Origin of the sequence: Iodobacter sp. CM08 (genome assembly GCF_033446605.1) — a bacterium.
Classification (GTDB): Bacteria; Pseudomonadota; Gammaproteobacteria; order Burkholderiales; family Chitinibacteraceae; genus Iodobacter.
In genome coordinates, this window is record NZ_JAWQUO010000003.1 from 1 (window position 1) to 20661 (window position 20661).

At 49.6% G+C, this 20661-nt stretch carries 21 protein-coding genes; 7 read left to right on the forward strand and 14 right to left on the reverse strand.

Features of this window, described 5'->3' with window-relative positions:
• Positions 1-117 precede the first annotated feature (117 nt).
• A complete protein-coding gene (locus R6242_RS01825) occupies positions 118-933 on the reverse strand; it encodes a TDT family transporter (protein ID WP_318423166.1) in 816 nt (271 codons plus the stop codon).
• A gap of 95 nt (positions 934-1028) precedes the next feature.
• Here R6242_RS01825 and R6242_RS01830 point away from each other — a divergent pair, with 95 nt between their 5' ends.
• Together R6242_RS01830 and R6242_RS01835 are read left to right on the forward strand one after the other, a co-directional pair.
• Positions 1029-1910 carry a LysR substrate-binding domain-containing protein gene (locus tag R6242_RS01830; RefSeq protein ID WP_318423168.1) on the forward strand — a complete coding sequence of 294 codons (882 nt, stop codon included), beginning with the start codon at positions 1029-1031 and terminating at the stop codon, positions 1908-1910.
• Between the two features lie 516 nt (positions 1911-2426).
• Positions 2427-4190, forward strand: coding sequence for a SulP family inorganic anion transporter (locus R6242_RS01835; RefSeq protein ID WP_318423171.1), 1764 nt, complete (start codon positions 2427-2429; stop codon positions 4188-4190).
• Here R6242_RS01835 and R6242_RS01840 read toward each other — a convergent pair.
• From R6242_RS01840 to R6242_RS01885, 10 genes are all read right to left on the reverse strand, one after another.
• Complete coding sequence (locus R6242_RS01840; RefSeq protein WP_318423173.1) at positions 4093-4806, reverse strand: anaerobic ribonucleoside-triphosphate reductase activating protein; 714 nt, start codon at positions 4804-4806, stop codon at positions 4093-4095. The two genes, R6242_RS01835 and R6242_RS01840, sit on opposite strands and share 98 nt — an antisense overlap.
• Positions 4806-4985, reverse strand: coding sequence for an anaerobic ribonucleoside-triphosphate reductase (nrdD, locus tag R6242_RS01845; RefSeq protein WP_318423175.1), 180 nt, complete (start codon positions 4983-4985; stop codon positions 4806-4808). The genes R6242_RS01840 and nrdD overlap by 1 nt, the downstream gene beginning before the upstream one ends.
• Before the next feature lie 165 nt (positions 4986-5150).
• Positions 5151-7145, reverse strand: a complete 1995-nt coding sequence (locus R6242_RS01850) for a ribonucleoside triphosphate reductase (protein ID WP_318423177.1) — start codon at positions 7143-7145, stop codon at positions 5151-5153.
• A gap of 113 nt (positions 7146-7258) precedes the next feature.
• A complete protein-coding gene (gene modB, locus R6242_RS01855) occupies positions 7259-7939 on the reverse strand; it encodes a molybdate ABC transporter permease subunit (protein ID WP_318423179.1) in 681 nt (226 codons plus the stop codon).
• Positions 7936-8682, reverse strand: a complete 747-nt coding sequence (modA, locus tag R6242_RS01860) for a molybdate ABC transporter substrate-binding protein (protein ID WP_318423181.1) — start codon at positions 8680-8682, stop codon at positions 7936-7938. Before modA ends, modB begins: the two co-directional genes overlap by 4 nt.
• Before the next feature lie 8 nt (positions 8683-8690).
• Positions 8691-8954 (reverse strand): hypothetical protein, encoded by a 264-nt coding sequence (locus R6242_RS01865; RefSeq protein WP_318423183.1) that lies wholly within the window; start codon positions 8952-8954, stop codon positions 8691-8693.
• Positions 8955-9049: 95 nt separating this feature from the next.
• The gene (gene cobS, locus R6242_RS01870) at positions 9050-9790 is read right to left on the reverse strand and encodes an adenosylcobinamide-GDP ribazoletransferase (RefSeq protein ID WP_318423184.1); all 741 of its coding nucleotides are present in this window, start codon (positions 9788-9790) and stop codon (positions 9050-9052) included.
• Positions 9791-9887: 97 nt separating this feature from the next.
• The gene (locus tag R6242_RS01875; protein ID WP_318423186.1) at positions 9888-10481 is read right to left on the reverse strand and encodes a histidine phosphatase family protein; all 594 of its coding nucleotides are present in this window, start codon (positions 10479-10481) and stop codon (positions 9888-9890) included.
• On the reverse strand, positions 10478-11518 hold the full coding sequence (gene cobT / locus R6242_RS01880; protein ID WP_318423188.1) for a nicotinate-nucleotide--dimethylbenzimidazole phosphoribosyltransferase: 1041 nt from the start codon (positions 11516-11518) through the stop codon (positions 10478-10480). Before cobT ends, R6242_RS01875 begins: the two co-directional genes overlap by 4 nt.
• Before the next feature lie 85 nt (positions 11519-11603).
• Positions 11604-12209 carry a GGDEF domain-containing protein gene (locus R6242_RS01885; RefSeq protein WP_318423190.1) on the reverse strand — a complete coding sequence of 202 codons (606 nt, stop codon included), beginning with the start codon at positions 12207-12209 and terminating at the stop codon, positions 11604-11606.
• A 71-nt stretch (positions 12210-12280) separates the two neighbouring features.
• Between R6242_RS01885 and waaC the strand changes: the two genes are divergently transcribed.
• Positions 12281-13231, forward strand: a complete 951-nt coding sequence (gene waaC / locus R6242_RS01890; RefSeq protein ID WP_318423192.1) for a lipopolysaccharide heptosyltransferase I — start codon at positions 12281-12283, stop codon at positions 13229-13231.
• Entirely contained in the window at positions 13228-14472 is a 1245-nt protein-coding gene (waaA, locus tag R6242_RS01895; RefSeq protein ID WP_318423194.1) for a lipid IV(A) 3-deoxy-D-manno-octulosonic acid transferase, read from the forward strand. The genes waaC and waaA overlap by 4 nt, the downstream gene beginning before the upstream one ends.
• Positions 14473-14569: 97 nt before the next feature.
• Here the strand turns inward: waaA and R6242_RS01900 are convergent, their stop codons facing one another.
• The gene (locus R6242_RS01900) at positions 14570-15421 is read right to left on the reverse strand and encodes a DMT family transporter (protein ID WP_318423196.1); all 852 of its coding nucleotides are present in this window, start codon (positions 15419-15421) and stop codon (positions 14570-14572) included.
• A gap of 150 nt (positions 15422-15571) precedes the next feature.
• Between R6242_RS01900 and parC the strand changes: the two genes are divergently transcribed.
• Positions 15572-17947 carry a DNA topoisomerase IV subunit A gene (parC, locus tag R6242_RS01905; RefSeq protein ID WP_293934440.1) on the forward strand — a complete coding sequence of 792 codons (2376 nt, stop codon included), beginning with the start codon at positions 15572-15574 and terminating at the stop codon, positions 17945-17947.
• 1 nt (position 17948) lies between these two features.
• Positions 17949-18485 (forward strand): M15 family metallopeptidase, encoded by a 537-nt coding sequence (locus R6242_RS01910; RefSeq protein WP_318423198.1) that lies wholly within the window; start codon positions 17949-17951, stop codon positions 18483-18485.
• A gap of 92 nt (positions 18486-18577) precedes the next feature.
• Here R6242_RS01910 and R6242_RS01915 read toward each other — a convergent pair whose 3' ends face one another.
• On the reverse strand, positions 18578-19540 hold the full coding sequence (locus R6242_RS01915; RefSeq protein WP_318423199.1) for an AraC family transcriptional regulator: 963 nt from the start codon (positions 19538-19540) through the stop codon (positions 18578-18580).
• 37 nt (positions 19541-19577) lie between these two features.
• Positions 19578-20432 carry a bifunctional hydroxymethylpyrimidine kinase/phosphomethylpyrimidine kinase gene (gene thiD / locus R6242_RS01920; protein WP_293934449.1) on the reverse strand — a complete coding sequence of 285 codons (855 nt, stop codon included), beginning with the start codon at positions 20430-20432 and terminating at the stop codon, positions 19578-19580.
• A gap of 58 nt (positions 20433-20490) precedes the next feature.
• On the opposite strand from thiD, the gene R6242_RS01925 reads away from it, so the two are divergent.
• A complete protein-coding gene (locus tag R6242_RS01925) occupies positions 20491-20655 on the forward strand; it encodes a rubredoxin (RefSeq protein WP_130106202.1) in 165 nt (54 codons plus the stop codon).
• The last annotated feature ends 6 nt before the right edge of the window (positions 20656-20661 follow it).

Below are 20661 nucleotides of genomic sequence, written 5' to 3' on the forward strand. Positions count from 1 at the left end.
CAGCCCCTTTTGCATCTGGATTGGGTTGATTGCCATGACGACCACTCCAAAAAAGAACGTTCGTTCACCTTAGGCCTTTTAGGTGGTTTGAGCAAGGAGGTTGAGCAAGAGACATAATCAGGAATGGCTAAGCTTAAATAGCGCGGTAGAACCAATCACCAGCGGAAAAGTAAATGCGGCATAGCCTGGTGAAAAAGGCAGACCGAGTAGCTTGAAAAAGGCGATATAAATAATCCCAGTCATCAAGAGCGCAATCCCAAATAATACGGCCACAATCAGCAGCGATGGCTCGGCAGTCATTGTTAGATAGCCAGCAAGGGAAAGGCTGGCAGGAGCCGCCAAAATAGCGATGGTGGGCTTGGCTGCATCAGGCACTTCGTAGCTAAAGATCAAACGGTAGAGCATCAGCGGCAACATCACAGCGTAGCAAAATATCCCAAACCACAATAAGCCATTGGCAAGGGCCGCAAACTGCCCGCCGGGGAAAGCCACATCGGCCACGATAATACCCACTGGCGGTACAAACCAGCTTGGCAGCATATGATGGATTTCAAAGTCTTTAGCACGGTGCCAGATAAACATCACCAGAAACGCCATATGCAAGATGACGGCAAACAACCAAAGCCCCTCTGCAAAGTTAACATCAAAGCTGCTCAACGCCTTGGAAACCACCATCGTCGCCATGGCAAAAGTGGGTACCACGCTGCCAACCACAGGATGTGCTAAATCTTTCTGTAATAAACGGGGGTGAAGTGCAAATTTGAAAGCTAAGATCAGTAATAACAACGCTGCAATGGCAGCTCCAAGTAATTGGGCGTAACCATGAAATTCACCGCCGTTTTCCCAACACCATCCTAGGCTAGCAATCCCCAAGGCAAGCCCTGCCATTGGTGTAGGGGCTGCGGCGAGTAATTGACGAGTTCGAGTAAACATAACGGCCTTCTTGCTGCTGACAATATAAATAGAATAACGCCCAGCTATTGTTTATCATATCTAAATGATTTGAATGAGGCGTTTAGCAAAACAATATGAAGCTCACTCTGCAGCAGCTAAAAACCTTCGCCGCTATTGCCCGTTATGGCAATTTGGGTATGGCCGCCAATGAGCTATGCCTTAGCAAGGGCGCGGTTTCGCAATCTTTGCAAGAGTTAGAGCGCCAGCTGGCAACGCCGCTGTTTGATCGGGTGCATCCACGCCTGCAATTAAATGCAGAAGGTAAATTATTACAACCCGTGGCGGAAGAATTACTCGCCCGAGTGTTAGATATTGAAACCATGTTTGCTAGCGATAGCGAGCCCGTTGGCCAGCTGCGCCTTGGAGCTACCCAAACCATCGGCAACTATCTGCTCCCTATTTTGCTGGCTCGTAGCGAGCAGACCACCACGCCACGCATATCGATTGCCAATACCCATATCCTGAGCCATGCGCTGGCCCATTTTGAACTAGACCTCGCCTTAATCGAAGGTGAAAACCACCACCCCGATCTAATCGCTGATCCTTGGCTGCAAGATGAAATGTGCATTGTGGCAGCAGCAACTCATCCTTTAGCGAATCAAGATGAGCTGGCCATATCAGCATTAAGCGGCGAAACATGGGTGCTGCGTGAGCCTATGTCAGGTAATCGGGAACAATTTGAGCAACTAATCCAGCCACAGCTCAGCACTAGCCGAATCGGGCTAGAGCTCAATACCCTAGAGGCGGTGATGTTGGCGGTGGAGCAGGGCTTAGGCATCAGCTTTATATCCAAGCTGGCAGCCCAAGATCGTATCAATAACGGGCGATTAGTATGCCTAGCCATGCAGCAACGCTTCCCACGCCAGCTTTACCTTGCGTGGCATAGACAAAAATATCACTCCACAGCTTTACGCCGATTTATTCAGTTTTGTAAGGATGAGGCGGGGATGATTTGACTGAGGTTACACAACGGAAACCCAGATCTTGAACCACGGAGGGCAAAGAGAGCACAGAGTTTCACGGAGAAAAGTATTTATATAAGTGCTATTTGGCTATGAATTTTTTAGCTTTTTCAAACTCAAAAATTTTATAGCTTATCGCCATTCGTGGCACGGAGCTTAAATCCCCCCTTGAAACACGCCGTAGCGAGGAACAAGCGGGGCGGGGTTTCGGCAAGGGAGCGAGGCAGCGAGCCAATCCCGCCCGCCGCCGACTCGATTGTCCGCAGCGAAGGGGCCTTCGTGTTTCGTGGGGTCGCCTTCTTTGGCTTCGTTTCTTGGCGAAGCAAGAAAGGAAGGCCTCGCGGTGGCTACCGCTCCAAAATCAATGTGCCGAAGGCGCTAAAAAGATTTTTTTTGTATTTTGGTTCGCAAATATGGCGAGCAACCCGCCAGACTTTGGTATGAAATACTGTGAAAACGGCGGCTTGCACACGCCCTGCATACAGCTCAATAAACAAACAGGATTCGGCATTGAACAAATTCTTTCTACACACCATCCCTGGGCTGGCCGTATTTCTTAACTACCCACGGGACAGTTGGCGACAGGATTTGCTGGCGGGATTATCGGTGGCGTCCGTCGCGCTGCCAGTGGGCGTGGCCTATGCCCAGCTGGCGGGGATGAGCCCAATTGCTGGTCTTTACGCCAGTATCTTGCCCATGGTGGCTTACGCGCTGTTTGGCTCTTCACGGCAATTAATCGTTGGGCCGGATGCCGCCACCTGCGCGATGGTGGCCTCCACTTTGCTGCCATTAGCCGCTGGCAATTCTGAGCTGTATATCTCGCTTTCTGTAGCCTTAGCGCTGATTACCGGGCTGTTTTGCCTGTTGGCTAGCCGCTTTAAGCTGGGGTTTCTGGCCGACTTTTTATCCCCGCCGATCTTGGCTGGCTTTTTAAATGGTGTAGCAATCAGCATTGCGCTAGGGCAGCTAGGCAAACTGCTTGGTTTTACTTTTCAAAAACACGATTTTATTGGCCGGATTCTCGAGCTGCCAGATCGCCTGCCCGAGCTTCATCCAAGCACCGCCCTGATCGGCCTTGGTACGCTGTTAGCGATTCAAATTATTAAACGCCTACTGCCTAAGCTGCCCACCGCCCTTATTGCCATGGGCCTTGCTGCGCTGGTGATTTTTAGCCTTAATTTGCAAGCTGCAGGCATCGCCGTGATTGGCCTATTGCCTGCTGGATTACCCACCTTGCACTGGCCCACTATTCCCAGAGCCCATCTGGGCGAATTACTTGGCGCAGGGGCGGGGCTGGCGCTGATCAGCTTTAGCAGCGCTATTCTGACGGCCCGCAGCTTTGCCGCCAAAAACCGCTATGAGATCGATGCAGACAGGGAATTTACCGCGCTAGGCATGGCCAATATTGCAGCAGCTTTTTCACAGGGCTTTGTGATAAGCGGTGCGGATTCTAGAACGGCGGTGAATGATAATGCGGGCGGTAAAACGCAAATGGTAAGCCTAGTCGCGGCGGCGGCCATCGCCATTGCCATCGCGCTATTTACTACCCCGCTGCAATATGTGCCCATTGCCGCGCTGGCCGCCGTGCTAATTACCGCCTCATTTGGGCTGATGAGTTTTGCCAATTTTATTTATTTTCGCCAAGCCAGCCGTGGCGAATACGGCATTGCCATCCTTACCGTGATTGGCGTGGCCTGCGTAGGCGTGATGCAAGGCATGCTGTTTGCCGTGTTAATGGCCACGCTTCGGTTGATTATTAAACTCGCGCGGCCACACGAAAGCCTGCTGGGCGTTTACCCAGGCAAAAACAGCTTTCACGATTTATCTCACCACCCCGGCGCTGCGCCAATTGATGGCATGCTGGTGTATCGCTTTGATGCCTCGCTTAATTTCTTTAACGCCAATTACTTCCGCCAGCGGGTTTTATCTTTGGCCGATGGTGCCTCGCCCCGTGTTTCGTGGGTGGTGCTGGATACCGTGCCGATTAATCAAATTGATATCGCGGGCATCGAAGCGATTATTATTTTGCAAAGAGATTTAAAAGAGCGTGGCATCGCACTGGCGCTATCAGGGCGCAAAACACAAACCGAGTTTATTGCCGCCCGCCACCATAAGCTGGATGAATTACACGCCAATTTTCTGATTTTCTCCAGCTTAAAACAGGCTTACCGCGCCTTTAGGCAGCAAGTGCTGATACGTACTGAAACGACGCAAACTGCTGCTCAATTGCCGCTAAGGTGGCAGGCTGAGGAAAATGAAGCTGCGCAGAGTTAATCAAAGCAGGCTCAATACAACCAGTGGGCCTGAAGGCTTGCAATACGTAGCGCCGCACCCCGGCGGCGCTTAGTTTCTGAGCAAGGGCAATCAGCTCATCCTCGCTATGCAGGCTAGGATGGATGGTGCTGCGGCATTCCAGCGCCACCTTGCTCGCCAATAGCAGCTTTAATGCGGCACTGGCTACAGCACCACTTCCTACTACCGTGGTGATCTCTTCGTAGCGCATAAAATCGCTTTTAATATCAAAGCCCACCCAATCCAAATAGGGCAGGCATTCCTGCAAACGCTTGGGATAAGCGCCACCGCTATGCAAGCCAATTTTAAAGCCTAGCGCTTTTACAGCGCACATCATTTCAGGCAAAAGCGGCTCGGTAAGAGGCTCACCACCCGAAAAAACCACCGCGTCCAAAAGACCACGGCGGGTTTTTAGCCAGATGAGGATTTCATCCCACTGTGGTGCTGCATCGTGCTGCTCACGCGCTTGTAAATGCGGATTATGGCAATAGCCACAGCGCCAAGGACAGCCCGCCAAAAAGATCACACAAGCCAGCTCGCCAGGGTAATCGCAGCTAGAGAACGGCACCAAGCCGCCAATCTTGGGCGCGGGCTTCATTATTGAACGGTATGACATTCGTTAAAAAACTGCCGTTCTTTAAACTCGCCCTTCTTACCAATATTAAAACTACTCACCGGCCGGTGATAACCCATCACCCGTGTCCAGACCTCGCAGCGAGTGCGTTCTTCATCCTTAAGCTCTGGGGCCAGCTTGGTTTGAACCGATAAATCACTCATGATTTTTTCCTATTAAGTTTGATTAAGATTTGAACCCAAATCTTTAACCACGGAGTTAAGGAGAACACAGAGTTACACGGAGGAAATCAAAACAAGGTTTTCTCCGTGAAACTCCGTGTCCTCTGTGTTCTCCGTGGTTCAAGATGTGGGTTTTGAAAAATACTTTTAACTCGGCACACAACACTTCTTTGCCAGCAACTCGCTATCGCACTTTGGGCAAAACTCGTGGTGGCCGCTTAGGTAGCCGTGTTTCGGGCAGATAGAGAAGGTAGGCGTGATGGTGATATAGGGCAGGCGGTAGTTAGTTAGCGCTTTTTTCACCAGCGCTTTGCACGCTGCGGGGCTAGAAATCGCCTCGTTCATATACAGATGCAGCACCGTACCACCAGTATATTTACGCTGTAATTCCTGCTGACGGCCTAGCGCTTCAAATGGGTCATCGGTAAAGCCCACTGGCAGTTGGCTGGAGTTGGTATAGAAGGGCTGCTCTGCCGTACCTGCTTGCAAAATATCGGGATAAAACTTTTTATCTTCTTTGGCAAAACGATAAGTCGTGCCTTCGGCGGGTGTGGCTTCTAAGTTATAAAGATGGCCGGTTTCTTCTTGAAACTCGCTCATTTTGGCGCGGATATGATCCAGCAGGCGGATGGCTAAGGCGTAGCCTGCTTCAGAGCTGATATCGTCCTGATCATCGCTAAAATTGCGAATCATTTCGTTAATACCATTCACCCCAAGCGTGCTGAAGTGATTACGCAGCGTGCCTAAGTAACGCTTGGTATAGGGGTAAAGTCCACTATCAATTAAACGACCGATTAGTTTGCGTTTAATTTCTAAAGACTGCTTAGCCAGCTCCATCAGCGTATCAATCCGCGCTAAGAGGCCCGCTTCATTGCCTTTAAACTCGTAACCAATCCGCGCGCAGTTGATGGTCACCACACCTAGCGATCCAGTTTGCTCGGCAGAGCCAAATAAGCCATTACCGCGCTTTAACAGCTCGCGCAGATCAAGCTGCAAGCGACAGCACATCGAGCGCACCATATGCGGCTCTAGATCTGAATTTAAGAAATTCTGGAAATAGGGCAGGCCATACTTAGCGGTCATTTCAAACAAAAGATCGGTATTGGGGTGATCCCAGGCAAAATCTTTAGTGATGTTGTAGGTGGGAATCGGGAAAGTAAACACCCGCCCCAGCGCATCGCCTTCCATCATCACTTCGATATAAGCGCGGTTAATCATGTCCATTTCAGTTTGCAGATCGCCATAGCTAAACGGCATTTCCTTACCGCCCACATAGGGAATTTGTTCGCGCAAATCTTCTGGGCAGATCCAATCGAAAGTCAGATTGGTAAATGGCGTTTGCGTGCCCCAGCGGCTGGGTACATTCAGGTTGTAAATCAGCTCTTGGATATACTGCTTTACCTGTGTGTATTGCAGATTATCGGCACGAATAAATGCCGCCATATAGGTATCAAACGAGCTAAATGCCTGCGCACCCGCCCATTCATTTTGCAAAGTACCTAAAAAGTTAACAATCTGGCCAATGGCGGCAGAGAAATGCTTAGGCGGTTTGGCTTCTACCTTGCCCGGCACGCCATTAAAACCCTCTTGCAATAGGCGGCGTAAAGACCAGCCTGCGCAATAGCCCGAAAGCATATCTAAGTCATGAATATGCATGGCACCAGAGCGATGCGCCTCGCCAATTTCTGGTGGATAAACATGGCTTAGCCAGTAATTGGCTATCATCTTGCCGCTGGTATTTAAAATTAGCCCACCCAAGCTCCAGCCCTGATTGGCATTGGCATTTACCCGCCAATCTGATTGATCCAGATATTCATTAATCGACGATTCAACATCCACCACGGTGCGCACGTCCGAGCGCAAACGCGCATGTTGGCTGCGATAAACAATATAGGCACGGGCAGTTTTTAAATAATGATATTGCAGCAGCGCTTCTTCAGCCTGATCCTGAATCTGCTCAATGGTGGGAGTTAAATCACCGCGTAAACGGCTACTGACCAGCGTGCTTAAACGCAGCGCCTCTGCTTCATCAAACTCACCGGTGATCCGGCTGGCATTTAATAAAGCAAGGCGGATTTTATCAGCATCAAATGGCACGATGCGGCCATCGCGTTTCAGCACATATTGCGGGTATATGGTCATTTTTCCCCACCTAGATCAAGGTAGAATATTTTCACAGACCACAATATATGGTGTTTAAAGCATCAATGTTTAACTAGATATAGGGTATTTGACGGTAATCAAAAAATTACAGGCTAAGCCTTGCCATGCGAATCTGCATAACGCCTTAGCCCTGCAATCACCAAGACCATCAAGGCGGCAATAATCAATAATGCAATGGCATATTGATGTGCGCTGGCGTAATCCAGCCTTTGAGTAGCATCAAATAGCGCAATGGATGCAACCCGCGTTTCGCCTGCGATATTGCCACCCAACATCAGCACCACGCCAAATTCGCCCACGGTATGGGCAAAAGAAAGCGCTGCGCCGCTATAAATACCATGCCTTGCAGCGGGCAACACCACGCCCCAAAACACCTTGCTTGCCGATCCACCTAAGGCACGGCCTGATTCGATTAGCTCAGGGGAAACACCACGTATCGCTGTTTGGATAGGTTGCACAGCAAAAGGCAGGCTGTAGAGAATGGAGCCCACCACTAGGCCACTAAAGCTAAACGCCAGCGGCTGGCCAAAGATAGCAACCCACCAAGACCCTGCCAAGGCTTGCGGTGCAAAGATCTGCAGCAGATAAAAGCCAATCACGGTGGGCGGCAATACGATGGGAAGAGTGACGATGATTTCTAGCAACAGCACCCAGTTGCTGCGGCATTCACACAGGCAGCGCGCCAAAATAATACTAATCGGCAAAAGGCACAGCGTGGTAACGCCCGCCAACTTTAGCGTTAACCATAAGGTGGCAAAAAGCTCTGGGCTCAATGGCGCTCCGGCAAATCAAAGCCACAACGTTGCAGCGTGCTGCGGGCCGTATTGCTTTGTAGAAAACCCACGTAGCTGACTGCTAGCGGATTGCCCTTACCATAGCGCGTCACAATCGCCGCCTGAATCAGCGGAGGGTGGCTTTGCGCTGGCAGTAGCAGTGATCGACCCACCCCGCTTAAAGCAGGGGATTTAAGCAGTGAATACGCCACCAAACCCACATCGGCATTGCCGGTTTGTACAAATTGCGCGGCTTGCGCAATATTATTGCCCAATACTAATTTAGGGCTAACCGTATCCCATACTCCCGCCTGCTGCATAGCGGCACGGGCGGCTTGGCCATAGGGGGCGTGATCTGGATTAGCAATGGCAATACGCTTAATGCCTGCATCACCCAAGCGGGCTAAATCAAGCACCACATTAGGCTGCATCGTCCATAGCGCTAAGCGGCCAATCGCGTACGGCTTTAGAGTAGATAACTCTGCAGCACCACTGGCAGCCAGCTGTTTGGGATAAGCTTGATCGGCAGATAAAAACACATCAAACGGCCCACCTGCGGCGATTTGGGTATAGAAATTACCAGAAGAACCTAGGCTTACTTTGAACTCTGCACTGGGCTGGCTCTGCTTAAACACCGCATTTAAGTCTTCAATGCAATAAGCCAAATCAGACGCCGCAGCAATCCGCAGCGTTTGGGCGTGTACGGGTAGGGCAAACAATAAAAAACACAGCAGGCGCAGCATAGCTTCCTTTAGTAATCGGGCTGACCATGTGCGGTCAGAATATAATCGTGCAGGGCTAAATTCATCTGCTCGGCCACATAGGGCTGCAGCTGGGCAATGAGTGCTTCATCCAACATATAGGAGAGCTTCATTTCTTCATCGGGCTGATCTTGCTCATGCTGAAACAGGCTAAAGAGAAATGGCACACTGATGGTTTCTGCCAGTGGCAAATGGCCAATAAAGCCCCCATCCATGCCCTTTTCCCATACTTCAATACTACGAATAATTTTCATACCTTCACCTGATTAAGCACAAAGTAACTGTGCATTTTTTACTTGAAGCCGCCCACTGCAAGCATTTCAACTCTTATTGTGCCTGTTGCATAACATCAATAATGCAAGATGAACTTCAGCAGCACAGCACAGCATAACAGCCCTGTTTCTGTTATTTCTATCCCCGCCCCCAAGCAATCCCCCGTCATGCCGCCTAATTTATGCATCAGCCACTTGGCATAAGCCCAAATCAGCAGCGGTGCGGCAAGTACAGGCGGGGCTAGAAAATAGGATGCCGCTAAGAGTAGCGCCAAAATAATATATAAAGACCAACTGCTTTTTTGCCAAGCAAATTGCTCGGCCATGCCGGAAGCTAGTGCGGGTAAGCGGCTCCAATACAGCACGCCTAAACGTGCCCACGCCGGAATCAATAGCAGGGCCAGCCATGCTTGCTGCTTAGCCAGCAGCATCAGCAACACCAGCTTGGCAGCAGATTGGGTAATCAAGGCTAATACCCCAAAACTGCCTAAATGAGGGTCTTTGAGCACGGCTAAAAATCGCTCGGGGTCTCGATGCGCAGCGCCCAAACCATCGGCCATATCGGCAAGACCATCCAGATGCAGGCCGCCGGTAATCCATGTCCACGCTAAAAACACCACTAAAGCAAAGAGCCAAGGGTCAATCAGATTAGCCCAAGAGCCCAGCAGCGCTAAAAATGCGCCTATTAATAAACCCACCACAGGAAACCACGGTGCAGCAGCGGCCAGTAGGCCAGGTTGAAAATCAACAATCTGCGGTGTGGGTAAGCGGGTGAGAAACTGAACTGCCAGAACAGGCTTACGCCAATCGAACATCATTATCTAATTCCTTACAACACAGCAGGAGAAATATCTCCACAGCTAAGAATCTATTAAGCGCGTTAAAAACTACAGAGCCAGGATGGATTTACACCAATCAAATATCATTATCTATTCCCTGCAAGATTGGCGGGTAGGCATCGTCCCAATAGAGGGTAATTAAGCCCGCATGCGCCAGCCACAGCTGATTATGCCGAGCAAGAGGCAGGCCTAGCCAATTTAATAGCAGTGCTTTAGCTACGCCACCATGGGTTATCAATACCCGATGCTCGCCTTGGCCAGCTTTTAGCCATGCTTGAGTGGCCGTGCTTACCCTTGCCGAGAAATCTACCCAGTTCTCTATACCAAGCGAATTAGAAGATAAATCTTGCTGCCACTGCGTCAGCGCCAGCTGCTGCGCGAGGCTCTTTTCAGCCAAGCCATCCAGCTCACCAAAGTGAATCTCACGCAAACGGCTATCGATATGGCAATCCACGTCAGCGCTGGCTGCTAGCTGCTGAGCAAAGTCTGCACAGCGGCATAGATCAGAGCTGGCCACGCTGCTGGGTGGAAAACGCGCAAAGTACGCGTCTCGGCTGGCAAGCTGCTGCACGCCCAAGGCAGAGAGTGGCAAATCGCCATGGCCAATTAGCATGCCAGCAGGCGCTGTTGTTGCGCCGTGGCGTAGCAGGGTTAAGCGAAAACTGCTCATTCTTTGTTTGCAATACCGGCAGAGCTAAATGTCGCCATTTCTCGGTGCAAAGCCAATGCGCTTTGAATCAGCGGAAGCGTTAAAGCAGCACCACTTGCCTCACCTAAGCGCAAACCCAAAGCTAATAACGGCTCTAACTGTAAAGCCGCTAGGGCATGGCGATGGCCTTTTTCATCCGATACATGGCTGGCAAGCAGCCAATCCGCAACCTGTGGCTGATTTTTTACCGCCACAAGTGCAGCAGCGGTGGTGATAAAGCCATCCAGCAAAACAGGAATACCCGCTTCGGCAGCACCGGTATAAAAGCCTGCCAGCGCGGCGATTTCTAAACCGCCCACTTGCATTAACCAATCTTTGGCACTCACCGCTCCGGCTGCCCGAGCACGCACCAATGAGTCTTTAACCACTTGTACTTTATGCTCGCGGCTAGCCGCCGAAATTCCTGTGCCAAGGCCAACAATTTCTTCTGGCTCGATATCTGTGAGTGCACAAATCAAGGCTGCGGCGGACGTGGTATTAGCAATACCCATTTCACCGCCAATCAGCAGCGTTTTGCCACGAATAAGCCCTTCTTGCGCACTGCCTAGACCAATCGACCAAGCCTTATGGCATTCTTGTTCGCTCATTGCAGGCTCAATCCGTAGATTACCCGTACCCGCACGCACCGGTACTCTAAACAACTGTGCACCGCAGCCGGTCACCGCGGTGTAGCTACTGGCTACGCCCACATCAACCACCGATAAACTGGCACCCACTTCACGCGCCAACACATTAATTGCCGCACCGCCGCCAACAAAATTGGCCACCATCTGCCCTGTCACTTCCTTTGGAAATGCCGATACCCCTTCAGCAACCACGCCATGATCAGCAGCAAATACCACAATGGCTGGCTGTAAACGCCCAGGAATCGCCGAATTAGAGCGCGCGGCAAACCACACGGCCAACTCTTCAAGCTTACCCAAGCTACCCTGAGGTTTAGTTAAATTAGATTGATGATTCAACGCGGCAATAGCGAGTGCTTGATTAGGAGTAGACATACAATGACCAAGCAAAAAGATGCACCGTAGACGATGAGCTATCATCGCGCAAGTAGATAGTGGGGAGGCGTATTTCAATACAGAGCTAGTACATAACCTTATTTGGGCCATTTTCCATAGCACGCTGCAAGGCAAGATCTGCAGCTAATAATAAGTCTTCTAAGCTATCCATTTCATTTTTAGTTTGCGCCACGCCAATGCACACCGTCATGGTGAACTCTAAACCGTCTGGCATGGAGATTCTTTGCTCTGCAGATTTTTTACGGATGCGCTCAGCCACCACAATTGCCCCATCTAGCGGAGTATCAGGCAAAACTAAGGCAACTTCTTCACCTGAGAATCGAGCAATCAAATCAAAATCACGCACGCTTTGTCGACAAGCATTGGCCAAATGCTTTAATGCCAAATCACCGCCAATCGTTCCATAAACATTATTCATGTGGCGTAAATCATCAACATCAATGATTAAAGCAGTAAGAGGATTAGAAAATCGCTGGCTTCGATTAATTTCTCTGGCGGCCAATTCTAAAAAATTCCGACGGTTTGACAACCCTGTAAGTGAATCTTTGCCCATTAAATTTGTTAATTTTATATTTTGAATACGGCGTAAACGCTCGCTCCAAGCCCATAAAACAAGCATAGTCAGTGTAAGTACCCAAGGCAAAATAGCCAATAATTCATCCATCATCATTTACTAATCCTGTAAATTATGCTTCCCTTGCAGTGTAGTCGTTATCAAGCCAGTACGGGTAGAATGCGCGCATGTTTCAAACCCTAATTATTCGTCTCTCCTCGATGGGGGACATTATTCATAATTTTCCTGCTCTTAGCGATTTAGCCAAGCATAGGCCCGATATTGCCATCGATTGGGTAGTAGAAGAGAGCTTTGCTAGCTTGCCCAGGCTGCACCCTTCGGTGCGATCAATTATACCAACCGCATTAAGACGTTGGCGTAAGGCTCCGCTTAAATCTAAAGCAGAATTTTTAAACTTTCGTGCTCATATACGATCATGCCAATATGATTTAATTTTAGATTCACAAGGCTTAATTAAAAGTGCCTTTATTGCCAAACAAGCAATAGGCCCAATTAGTGGCTACGATAGGCAATCTGCCCGTGAAAGCTTAGCTAGCTTGGTTTATCAAAAACAATATTCGATCGCGCGTAATCAACACGCCATCCAAAGAAATCGCCAATTAAGCGCCAGCGTATTTAACTACACTATCGATGACAAAATCGATTACGGCCTGAAAGTGCCACAGCTAGAGCTGCCTTGGCTGCCTAAATCCCGCTACGCCGTACTGCTTTCTGCCACCAGCCGCAGTGATAAAGAATGGCCAGAAGCCCACTGGATTGATTTGGCTAAACGCCTACAAGAGCTAGATATCATCGCAATTTTCCCTTGGGGTAGCGCGTTTGAACAAGAACGCAGCCAGCGCTTGGCAGCAGCGGTTCCTCATGCGCTTTGCCCACCACGTTTAAATCTAGCTGAAGCCGCATATTTGCTAGCGGGAAGCCAGATTGTAGTGGGCGTTGATACCGGCCTCGCCCACTTAGCTGCGGCTGTAGCAGTGCCCGTAGTGGCGATTTTTTGCGCTTCTGACCCGCTACTAACTGGCGTTTTAGCCAGCACTTACGCTGTAAACCTAGGCAGCAACGGCGCTCCACCAGATTTAAACAGCGTTTGGCAAGCAACCAAGGATGGCTTGGCATGAGCCGCTGGCTATATCACGTGCTGCTCTGCTGCGCTTTTCCCTTTATTTTTTTATATCTACTTAAGCGCTCTAAACGCCAGCCCGCCTATCGCCAGTATTGGCTAGAGCGGCTGGGGTTTTATCGCAGCAGCCCAAATCAAGCACCATTAATTTGGCTACACGCGGTTTCTGTAGGCGAAACCCGTGCAGCGGCACCGCTCATTGCTGAGCTAAAAACTAAATATCCTCAGCATCGATTTTTAATTACCTGCATGACACCCACTGGCCGCGCCACCGCTGAAGAATTATTTGCTGAGCAAGCCGAGATTGCCTATCTGCCTTACGATTATCCAAGTGCGGTAGGGCGCTTTTTAAAACATTACCAGCCGCAATTTGGTCTGCTGATGGAAACCGAGATCTGGCCCAATCTCATCCATCGTTGTGCCGAACATGATATTCCCCTGTTTTTAGCCAATGCGCGTTTGTCTGAGAAATCGCTCAAGGGCTATCAAAAGATAAAATATCTTGTTCAACCCGCCGTGGCACGGCTGGCTGGCGTATTGGCCCAAAGCCAGCAGGATGCAGCACGTTTGCAGCAGCTTGGTAGCGAGCATACTGCTATCGTTGGCAATATCAAATTTGATAATCTGCCCGATGAAAATGCCATTTTGCAGGGTAAAAACTGGCGAACAGCAATAGAGCGGAGCAAGGTCTTACTACTGGCATCTAGCCGCGATGGCGAAGAAGAATTAATCCTTGATACGCTAAAAGACTGGCCTGCAGACTTGCTGCTGATCATCGTACCGCGCCATCCTCAGCGTTTTGCCAGCGTTGAGCAACTGATAGCTGATCGAGGCTTAGCGGTGCTTAAACGCAGCGAGTGGGATGAAAAATTCATCCCTAACGGCGTGCAAGTCTTACTTGGGGACTCTATGGGCGAGATGACCCGCTATTACGCCAGCAGCGATCTCGCCATTATCGGCGGCTCTATTCTGCCATTTGGCAGCCAAAACTTAATCGAAGCCTGCGCCATAGGCATACCCGTATTACTAGGGCCATCCACCTATAACTTTAGCCAAGCCGCCACAGAAGCCATCGCCAGCCATGCCGCATGGCAGGGTGATCATGTCCACGCCATCATCCAGCAAGCCATGTATTTATTTGCCCACCAAACAGAGAGTAGGGCGATGGGAGAAGCAGGCCTAGCCTTTGCCGCCGCACACCGAGGCGCTACGCAAAGGCTGCTTTCTTATTTGCCATAATCAAACGTAGGGTGGGCACAGATGCCCACCCCACAAGTTTTTTGCCCGTAGCCAACCACAACGCATTAATCAACAAAGATCAACGTAGTCACAGGCATTACTCCCTCCATCTTTGCGCCAACAAATGCACCCCCAGCCCCAACAAAATACACACCGTTCCCCAAATCAAAGCGTTCGATACTTGTTCACCATTCAAGCTATGCCCCATCCATAGGGCTGATGCAGGGGTGATCAAAGAAATAAGTGACACGGTAATTGGCTTGCACTCACGGATCAGCCAGTAATACAGGCTAAAACCCAGTACCGAACCAAATACCGCTAAATAGGCAATAGCCAGCATGCTCTGCTTGGGTAAAGCGAATGAAACACTGCTCGTCTGCATGGCGCAAATGATACTCAGCAGCAGGGCGGCAATGGTCAGCGCACCGGCATTCACCGCCAGTGGTGATTGGCCTGCTGCCAGTTTTTTTAACTTTACCGCTGCAGCGGCTTGAATCAAAACGGCCAATAACACCGCAAACACACCCGCGATGCCACTTAAACTTAACTTTTCTGCAAAAATAATAAGTAAGCCAGCCATCCCCATCGCCATTGCCAATAGTTCGCCACGGTTTAGCCTTAAACCCAGCCAAAGCCATGAAAAACCCGCAGTAGCGAGCGGGATTAATCCAAACAACACCGCCACCAAGCCCGACGATACGGTAAGCGACGCCCAATAAACACAGAGCATCGATAAGGCAGTGCTTGCGCCAGCACAGGCCGCCGCTGGCCAACTGCTGACTGGTATTTTTTTACGGCTTAGCAATAAAACCAATACGCAAAGTACGGCGGCTAGGCCAAAACGCCCAGCTAAAGCCAAAGAAAAGGGCACACCTTGCACGCTCCAATTAATCGCCAAAGGAGTGGTGGACCAAAGTAAAACCAAAACTAAATAAGCAATTTTTTGCATAGAGTTAACTTAATGGAGACACAATACATAAAAAGTGGGTAGATTCCAGCGGCTAACTAGGCATACTATCTTGCCTTGGCGGGCTTCACCCGACCTATTGTGACAGCATGTATTGAAACAATCCCATCCTCGAATGTTCCACGTGAAACTATGACAAGCCACGATATAGAAGCTAACGATATAGAACCTAATGATGCAGATGAGCTCATTGCAGATAATGAACCGCGCCGCTTTATTGAAGCGCAGATCTCTGCAACTCCAGACGATGGCGAATCCGTACAGCTAGGGCTTTACGCCGAGAAAAGCTACCTTGAATATGCAATGAGCGTGATTAAAAGCCGCGCCTTGCCACAGGTAGAAGACGGGCAAAAACCAGTACAACGCCGCATTCTCTTCACCATGCACGGCCTTGGTTTAGTCGCCAATGCTAAGCCGATTAAATCGGCGCGTATCGTGGGTGATGTGATGGGTAAATACCATCCACATGGCGATCAATCGGCTTATGACGCACTGGTGCGTATTGCTCAAGATTTTTCACTGCGCTATCCACTGATTGATGGCCAAGGTAACTTTGGTAGCCGCGATGGGGATGGCGCAGCGGCTATGCGTTATACCGAAGCGCGTTTAACCCCGATTGCTGAATTACTATTGAGTGAGCTAGATAAAGGCACCACCGATTTCATCCCCAATTACGATGGCGCTTTCCAAGAGCCAGCGCTATTGCCTGCACGCTTACCTATGCTGCTGCTTAATGGCGCATCGGGGATTGCCGTGGGGATGGCGACTGAAATTCCAGCACACAACTTAGGCGAAGTTGCCGACGCGGCTATTGCACTGATTAAAAAGCCAACGCTTTCAACCAGTGATTTACTGACCTATATCCAAGGCCCAGATCTACCTGGTGGCGGGCAAATTATTTCGCCACGCAAAGACATCGTAACGGCTTATGAAAATGGCCGAGGCAGCTTAAAAGTGCGCGCCCGCTGGACTAAAGAAGATCTAGCGCGCGGCCAGTGGCAAATCGTCATTAATGAATTGCCGCACGGCACTTCCACGCAAAAAGTGCTGGAAGAGATCGAAGATTTAAGTAATCCAAAAATCAAAAAAGGTAAGAAAGCCCTTACCCAAGAGCAGATCCAAACCAAGCAACTGATCCTCTCGCTAATAGACCGAGTAAGAGATGAATCTGGCAAGGAAAACGCCGTTCGCTTAGTGATTGAGCCAAAATCATCACGGCAAAACCCAGACGATATGATGAAGCTGCTACTGGCGCACACCGCGCTAGAAAGTGGCTTATCCATCAATATGGTGACGATAGGCCTTGATGGCCGCCCAGGGCAAAAATCGTTGCAGCAGGTGATTTCCGAGTGGGTTGCTTTTCGCTTTACCACCGTTACCCGCCGCACCGAGCACCGCCTTGGCCAAGTGAATGATCGCATGCATATTTTGGAAGGGCGTTTAATTGTCTTTCTAAATATCGACGAAGTCATCCGCATTATTCGTCATAGCGACGAGCCTAAAGCGGCCTTGATCGAAGCCTTTAATTTAAGCGATCGACAAGCCGAAGATATTTTAGAGATTCGCTTACGTCAGCTTGCCCGCTTAGAAGGCATTAAGCTTGAGCAAGAACTGGCTGATTTGGCAAAAGAAAAAGCTGAGCTAGAGCATCTTTTAGCCTCGCCTGACGTCATGCAAAAACTCATTATTAAAGAGATTGAAGCCGACAAAAAGAAATTTGCCGATCCACGCCGCACCTTGATTGTGGAAGCCGAACGCGCCTCATTGGAAGTCACCGTTGTGGACGAACCAATGACCATTATCTTGTCGGAAAAAGGCTGGATGCGCGCCCGCCAAGGCCATGTACTTGATCTGCAAAACTTAAGCTTTAAAGATGGCGATACCCTGCTGGCCTTTATTGAATGTCGTTCAGTCGATTCAATTGCCATGTTTGGCTCAGACGGCCGCGTCTATACCATTCAGGCATCGGTGATTCCTGGCGGCAGAGGCGATGGTGTGCCCGTGACAACGCTCGTCGATTTGGCCGCCAAAACTCAAATCGTCCAGCTACTCACCGCCAAACCACAGGATCATTTAGTCATTGCAAACTCTAGCGGCTATGGCTTCTACTGCCTGTTTGAAAACTTAATGAGCCGCCAAAAAGCCGGTAAAAGCTTCTTAAGTATTGAAGAAGGCGAGACACTGCTGAAGGTATCCACCTTTGTTCCACGTGAAACATCGCAAGTAGCTTGCCTATCTAAAGGCGGTAAATTGCATATCTTTACCTTGGCCGAATTTAAGCAGCTGGCAGGGGGAGGGCGTGGTGTCATTACCATGGCACTGGATGATAAAGACAGCCTTTCGGCCATTACCGTTTGCGATGGAGAGAAACTCACCATCAATGGCACGGGCCGCGCAGGCAAGGCCACTGAATGGATACTTAACGTGAATGAAATGGCCCCTTATCAAGGCAAACGTGCACGCAAAGGCAAGCCTATTAGCTCTGCTTTGAAGTTTCCAGGCTTTTAATATGTCGATAGTGATGTCAGAAGCCATTGTAGCGGCGTGGGCAGATTTAGGAATTCCTCTGGATTTGCTTAACCGTCGCCCTCTACAATTTTTTGAAGAGGCTAGCGAGCTGGTTAATGTTGCAATCGCAGCGGATGGGCGAGTTTGGCAGCTTATCCCTGAGGCTGCCGCTGGCTGGCTGGCTATGCAAGCTGCAGCTAAAACAGCAGGGGTTGATATCCAAATCACCTCTGCCTATCGGGCATCATTGCGGCAATGTGAGTTAATTCAAAGAAAGCTATCAGCGGGGCAAGATATCGAGCAGATTTTACAAGTGCTTGCCCCACCTGGCTGCAGCGAGCACCACACCGGCCGTGCCATCGATATCTATCAACCTGGTGGCCCCGTTGTAGAAGAAGCTTTTGAAAATACCAGCGCATTTAGCTGGTTAAGCCTGAATGCGAGTCGTTTTGGCTTTACGCTCTCTTTCCCGCGTGGCAATCAATATGGCTATCTTTACGAACCTTGGCATTGGTGCTGGCACGAAAAAGTTCTGTAGGCACAAAGATCAATGAGAACACAGAGCACACAACCTTTGTTTTTTTCTCTATGTGCTCTGTGTCTACAGAACTTTTTAAATTTAATACCTATTTATTTCACCACCGTCGTTACCAGCTTCAGCAGCTCAGGCAATATCTCAGGTAAACGATCTTGAATGCTGCGCCCAGGCAGCAGCGGTAAACATAAATCGTAACGACCATCGTAGTAACACTCTACTCGTGGCCGCTGCGGGTCCAGCATCCAGCCTGAAAATGGCAACCAAACCAACATTAAATCGCGCCAGCGCGGCCCAATATCAGCACGCTCACCAAGGTGGCTAAATACCGCCCAACGGCCAGCAGGACGCTGATACTCACCAAGATGCCTGGGTAGTTTAAAAGCTTTAGGAATCGTGACTGCAGCATCGTAGCGGCGGCGGCCTGCAGGTGTGGTGGCTGGATCACTCCAAACCAAGCCATACCAACGCTCTGCAATCAGGCCAGCAAGGCGGCATTGATCTTGAAAATTAGCCAACAACGCTTCTAAATGCACACCATAATCGCCCACCTCTCGCTGATAAGCCATTCGTTCTGCAGGCCAATCGGCAAGGGTGATGCAGGACTCCACTTCATCCCAACTCCACACCCTATCGATTTTGCTACCCACAATAGAAGGGCCAGGGCGATAAGACATTTCGCCTAAATTATTCGCCATCCAACCAATTGCCACGGCGCGGCCAGCGCGTAAATCGCTGGGCGTAAAGCCAAAGCTACGGCTAAAAGCGCGGCTAAATGTAGCTGGGGAAGAAAAACCAACTAAATCGGCCACTTGCCCAATTGGCAAATGAGGTGACCATTGCAACAGAGATGCCGCCACCTCCAAGCGTAATTGCCATAAAAAGGCCTGCGGGCTATCACCATATTCGCTTTGAAAACGATGTGCTAAATGCCAGGGCGAGTAATGCGTTACATCCGCTAAATCTGCTAATTGCAAAGGCGCAGCTAAGCCGCGCACCATACGATCAATGGCTTTTTCTAAACGCAGGCATGGCGGTTGTTTTGTTTCTTTCATCATCTCTTAGTAAGCTGTTTCACGTGGAACAATTAAGCCTTTATCCAGCAGAATGATCTTTAGCCTCGTCAACCGTGCCTTGTTCTTCTACAGGGCGCGCCCAAAAGAATCGATCTGGAATCTGCGGCCCCATGCCTGGTCGGTAAGCCGCTTGCAGCGTTTGCCAAGTGTAATCTTGGCCTTCTTTAACGGCTTCAATAAACTCGGCACCATTGGCTAAGGCTCCTGCAATCGCAGAAGCCAGCGTGTTGCCAGAGCCATGATAGCTCCCTACTAAGCGATCCCATGTATCAACACTAGAGCGGCCCATATCGCTATATAGGGTGTTAATTACTTTAGGGGTGTTTTCATGCGTGCCGGTAATCAACACATATTCACAACCCCAGTCTAAAATTCGACTAGCAGCGATATCTAGCGTTAAATCAACTTGCTCATCAGGATCGTCAGAAGCTAAGTGCCGCGCTTCAATACTATTGAGTATCAGTAGCGTAGTGTGCGGCAATAGCAGCTCTCGCAGCATGGCAAGTAACTCTTCGCTAGCTAAGTGATCATCAGGCTTAGAGAAAAAAACTGGGTCTAATACCAGTGGGATTTCAGGGTAATCTGAGGCAATTTCAGCAATAACAGTTAGGGTTTCAATGCTAGCAATTAAGCCCACTTTAATGGCATCTACCTTCATGTCTTCAAGAATGCAGCGTGCTTGATCTTCAACCCATTCACTATCAATAGGTAAAACATCTTGTTCACCTGCGCTATCTTGTATAACGATGCCGGTGATAACAGGCGTCACATGGCAACCGAGTGACGACAAAGCAAGCATATCTGCAGCAAGTCCCGCGCCGCCGCTAGGGTCATTGCCGGCAAATACAAGCACAATAGGAGGGCTGGCAGTCATGAGGGTATTCACTGAATCAGGTAAAATTAAATTTTAACTTACTTAATAGGTAAATCGAATGAAAAAATACATGTGTCTCATTTGTGGCTTTATTTACGATCAAGCTGAAGGCCTGCCTAATGATGGGATTGCTGCTGGAACCTCTTGGGAAGATGTTCCTCCAAACTGGACCTGCCCAGATTGCGGAGCTAGAAAAGATGATTTTGAGATGATAGAAGTCTAAAGGATG